Annotated in this window: 5 protein-coding genes; 2 read left to right on the top strand and 3 right to left on the bottom strand. The window is 73.2% G+C overall.

The features are described from left to right. Positions 1–942: phytoene desaturase family protein (locus E1293_RS44795; RefSeq protein ID WP_165978690.1), on the bottom strand; the 942-nt coding region annotated here is incomplete at its 3' end. A gap of 168 nt (positions 943–1,110) precedes the next feature. Continuing rightward, a complete protein-coding gene (locus tag E1293_RS44790; RefSeq protein WP_132205901.1) occupies positions 1,111–1,653 on the bottom strand; it encodes a DUF1707 SHOCT-like domain-containing protein in 543 nt (180 codons plus the stop codon). An 80-nt stretch (positions 1,654–1,733) separates the two neighbouring features. Here E1293_RS44790 and E1293_RS44785 point away from each other — a divergent pair, with 80 nt between their 5' ends. Then, the gene (locus tag E1293_RS44785) at positions 1,734–2,300 is read left to right on the top strand and encodes a DinB family protein (protein ID WP_207939500.1); all 567 of its coding nucleotides are present in this window, start codon (positions 1,734–1,736) and stop codon (positions 2,298–2,300) included. A 13-nt stretch (positions 2,301–2,313) separates the two neighbouring features. Here E1293_RS44785 and E1293_RS44780 read toward each other — a convergent pair whose 3' ends face one another. Further along, a complete protein-coding gene (locus E1293_RS44780; protein WP_132205899.1) occupies positions 2,314–2,964 on the bottom strand; it encodes a TetR/AcrR family transcriptional regulator in 651 nt (216 codons plus the stop codon). Between the two features lie 101 nt (positions 2,965–3,065). Between E1293_RS44780 and E1293_RS44775 the strand changes: the two genes are divergently transcribed. Then, on the top strand, positions 3,066–4,528 hold a 1,463-nt coding region (locus E1293_RS44775), incomplete at its 3' end, for an acyclic terpene utilization AtuA family protein (protein WP_132205897.1).

Below are 4,528 nucleotides of genomic sequence, written 5' to 3'. Positions count from 1 at the left end.
GGCGAGGGCGGGGACGACGCGGGCGGTCGTCGCGGCGGACAGTGCGCTCACCACCTGCTCCGCGTGGACGACGCCGCGCCGCGTGTGGACGTCGAACGCCCCGTCCCGTCCGGTGACCCGGTCGGCCCGGCAGCCGACGCGGAGCCGCCCGCCCATGCCGCGGTAGTGCGCGAGGAAACGCCGCCAGAAGCCGCGCATCCCGCCGTCCGCGCGGGTGAGGCCGGCGCCGCGGATGGTGACGCCCAGGGCGGCGTTGATCAGCGGGGCGCGGTCGACGGTGCTGTGCACCGTGTCCTCCACGAGCATCGACAGCAACCCGACCAGCGGCTTGTCGTCGCGCAGGCCGTGCCGGGCGAGCACCTCGCCGAGGGTGGTGTTCGCGTGGCGGGCGAGCGGGAGGCCGCGGGGCCCGAGTGCGCGCAGGTTGTGCAGCGCGTCCGCCGGCCGGCGCATGGGCAGCCGCACGCCGGCGCGGCTCGCGTCCCAGAACACCTGCGCGACCCGGTCGAGCCGCGCCCAGAACTCCCGGTGCGCGGGGCCGTCGCCCAGCACGCGCAACCGCTCGCGGTGCCACGCCCGGGTGTCGCGGTGGAGGGTCACCTTCCGGTCGGGCAGCCAGCCGACATAGCCGGGCAGGGCCTCGCCGGGCACCGGGTCCATGCCGATCCCGGCGAGCAGTTCGGCCCCGACACCGCCGGGTTCGAAGTCGACCATCGTCGTCGCGCCCACGTCGAACGAGAAGCCGCGCCGCCGGTAGTACCCGGCGCAGCCGCCCACGTGCCCGTGCGCCTCGACGACGAGCGTGGACACGCCCGCCGCCTGCAGCCGGGCGGCCGTCGCCATCCCCGCGAGCCCGCCGCCGAGCACCGCGACCTCGCACGACACCGGAAACCGCGCCGCCGCCCGCCGCGGCCGTACTTCCTGAACGTCTGTTCTGAACATGCGTTCAGGTTCGAGCCCAGAATGCGTCCGGTCAATGTGCGCAGCGGAGAATGGCCGAAGACGGCCCCGCTCGTTAGTGAGCGGGGCCGTCCGGGAACCCGGTCGAATGCCGGAGGCCGTGCGGAGACGCGAGGCGGAGGCGAAGAGGCCGGGAGGATCCTGGGGGAGTCAGCGCCGCGCGTGGCGGATCTTCAAGCGTCCGAAGCCCATGGCCCCGGAGATCCGGATCTTCGGCCCGCCGGGGCGGGGACGCCGCGGAGCCTTGTAGTGGGAGTCCTTCCACCCGGCGGTCAGGTCGTCGACGTCGACGACCGCGTCGCGCGGCACCGTGATCTTCGCCCTGCCGGTGCCGAGCTGCAACTCGATGTCGACCGCCCGATGCTCGATGACCGCCCGGGACAGGTCCAGGTGCACCCTCCCGAACGCGGACTCGACCTTGAGGAACCGCGGTACGCGCCATGCGCCGCGCCGCCGGATCCGTCCGCCGGCGGCGGCGATCGTGGACGTGGCGGGCGCGTCCTCCTCCGGGAGTGACGCCAGGGCCGCCACGAGATCACCGTGCTTCTTGGCGGCGAGCACCTGGTCGAGGCGTTCGTCCATCTCCGCGTGCGAGACGTGCCCTTCGGCGTACGCGTCCTGCAGACGCTGCACGGCCGTGTCGCGGTCGGCATCGCCGATGAGCCGCGACGGGTCTTTCGGCAGGGAGGTCACCGCTCCACTCTAATGCGGTGCCGGAGGGACGGCCCGGCCGCCGGCCACCGGGCCGATGCGCATCCGCCTATGCTGCTGAAATGGGCATCGACTGGACCGATGAGCTCGCAGGCCAGCTCGAATGGCACTGGCGCAACCAGTTGAGGCCGCGGCTGGACGGGCTCACCGACGACGAGTACTTCTGGGAGCCCGCGCCCGGAGGGTGGAGCGTCCGGCCGCGCGCCGAGGCGGCGAGCCCGATGGCCGCCGGGGCGGGCGAGTACGTGATCGACTTCGCCTATCCGGCGCCCGACCCGGCCCCGGTGACGTCCATCGCCTGGCGGCTGGGGCACATCATCGTGGGGGTCTTCGGCATGCGGGTGGCCGGGCACTTCGGCGGTCCGGCGGTCGACTACGGGTCGTTCCGGTACGCGGGCTCGGCGGGCGAGGCGCTCGCCCAGCTAGACGCGGGCTACGCGGCCTGGCTGGACGGTGTCCGCGGCCTCGGGCCGGACGATCTGGCGCGACCCAGCGGGCCCGCCGAGGCGCCTTACCAGGACTACCCGCTCGCAACGCTGGTCCTGCACATCAACCGCGAGGTCATCCACCACGGAGCCGAGATAGCCCTGCTCCGCGACCTCTACCTCCAGGCCCGCACGAGGGCCTAGCGCGCTGCCGCTCTCACCCCGCCTCACCCCTTGACCTGGGGCGGGACGGACGCGTGTCCGGCGCGAGGGCCTGGTCGAGGGTGGCGGCCCATTGGGTCAGCAAGCGGGTGCGGCGGGCCGAGTCGTCGGTGAGGAGGTCGGCCAGGCCGAGGCCGCGGACGAGGTCGAGGGTCGCCTGGACCGTCTCGCGGACGCCGGGGACCGACTCGTCCGCGCCCAGGGCCTCGACGGTGAGGCGGTGCGCCTCGCGTCCGACCCGGGTCTCCAGGGGGAGGACCTGCGCGCGGAGCTGGTCGTCGGAGCTGGCGGCCACCCAGAGCTGGAGGGCGGCGCGGAAGAGGGCGCTCGTGTACATCTCGCCGAGCAGGGTGACGACGTCCAGCGTGGACGGACGGTGGTCGGCGAGCGCGTCCAGCCGCTCGCGCATCCGGGCCATCCGCACGTCCGAGCCATACTCGACCGCCGCGGTCACCAGCTCCTCGCGCGTCCGGAAGTGGTGCTGGGCGGCGCCCCGGGACACGCCCGCGCGTTCGGCGACCACCGCCACCGTCGTGCCCGCCCAGCCCACCGAGGCGAGGCAGCCGATGGCGGCCTCCAGGAGGCGCCGCCGGGTCGCGCGGCTGCGGTCCTGCTGCGGTTCGCGGGGGAGTGCCTGGGCGGTCATGGGGTCCTCGGGTCGGTGGCTCTCCAGTCAACCAAATGACCACGGCAGGAAACAATCATGCGCGATTGATTTTTATCGTGGGGGCTGGAAGAGTTCGGGCCATGAGCCAACCGCTGCGGGTCGGCAACGCCTCGGGCTTCTACGGCGACCGCTTCTCGGCGGTGCGGGAGATGCTGGAGGGCGGGCCGCTGGACGTCCTCACCGGCGACTACCTCGCCGAGCTGACGATGCTGATCCTGGGCCGCGGCAGGATGAAGGACCCGGACGCCGGGTACGCCGCGACGTTCCTGCGGCAGATGGAGGAGTCGCTCGGGCTCGCGGCGGACCGCGGCACCAAGATCGTCACGAACGCCGGCGGGCTGAACCCGCGCGGCCTGGCCGACCGGTTGCGCGAACTCGCCGGCCGCCTCGGGATCGACGTGCGGATCGCCCATGTCGAAGGCGACGACCTGCTCGCGCGGGCGAAAGAGCTCGGCCTGGCGGACGCGCGCTACGGGCAGCCCCTCACCGCCAACGCCTACCTGGGCGCCTGGGGCATCGTCGAGTGCCTGCGGGCCGGCGCGGACGTCGTGGTGACCGGCCGTGTCACCGACGCGTCCCTGGTCGTGGGCCCGGCCGCCGCGCACTTCGGCTGGGCGCGCGACGACTGGGACGCGCTGGCCGGCGCGACGGCCGCCGGGCACGTCCTGGAGTGCGGGGCGCAGGCCACGGGCGGCAACTACGCCTTCTTCAAAGAAATCTACAATGTAAAGGCGCCGGGCCTGCCGACCCCGGGCTTTCCGGTCGCCGAGATCCATCCCGACGGCTCCAGCGTGATCACCAAGCACGAGGGGACCGGCGGCGCCGTGACCGTCGAGACCGTCACGGCCCAGCTCCTGTACGAGATCGGCGGGCCGTCGTACGCGGGCCCGGACGTGACGACGCGTTTCGACACGATCGAGCTGGCGCAGGACGGCCCGGACCGGGTGCGGATCGGCGGCGTCCAGGGCGTCCCGCCGCCGCCGTCCACCAAGGTGTGCTTGAACCACCTCGGTGGCCACCGCAACGAGATGACGTTCGTCCTCACCGGCCTGGACATCGAGGCCAAGGCCGACTCCGCCAAGGCCCAGATGGAGTCGTCGTTCGGCGACGCCCGCCCGGCCGGCGTCGAGTGGACGCTCATCGGTACCGCCAAGCCGGACCCGTCCACCCAGGGAGAGGCCACCGCGCTGCTCCGCTGCGCCGTCCTCGACCCGGACCCGGACAAGGTCGGCCGCACCTTCAGCGGCGCCGCCGTGGAACTGGCCCTCGCCGGCTACCCGGGCTTCACGATGACCTCCCCACCTGGCAAGGCGAGCCCCTACGGCGTCTACAAACCGGCCTTCGTCTCCAACGACGAGGTCGAACATGTGGCAGTGACACCCGAGGGCATTCGCGTCCCCATCGCGCCGGCCCCTGCGGCGGGCGATGAAGTTGTTGCCGCCCAGTCCCCACCCGCCCGGGGGGGCCAGCCCACTCCCAGTGTCGAATACCCAGGCCATGCCCCGGAGGCTGTTTCGCGCTCTGTGGATGCTGTCTCTTATAC

The sequence above is a fragment of the Actinomadura darangshiensis genome (genome assembly GCF_004349235.1).
Lineage (GTDB): Bacteria > Actinomycetota > Actinomycetes > Streptosporangiales > Streptosporangiaceae > Spirillospora > Spirillospora darangshiensis.
Note: the sequence above shows the minus strand (reverse complement) of the source record. Positions and strands in the feature narration are given on the sequence as shown.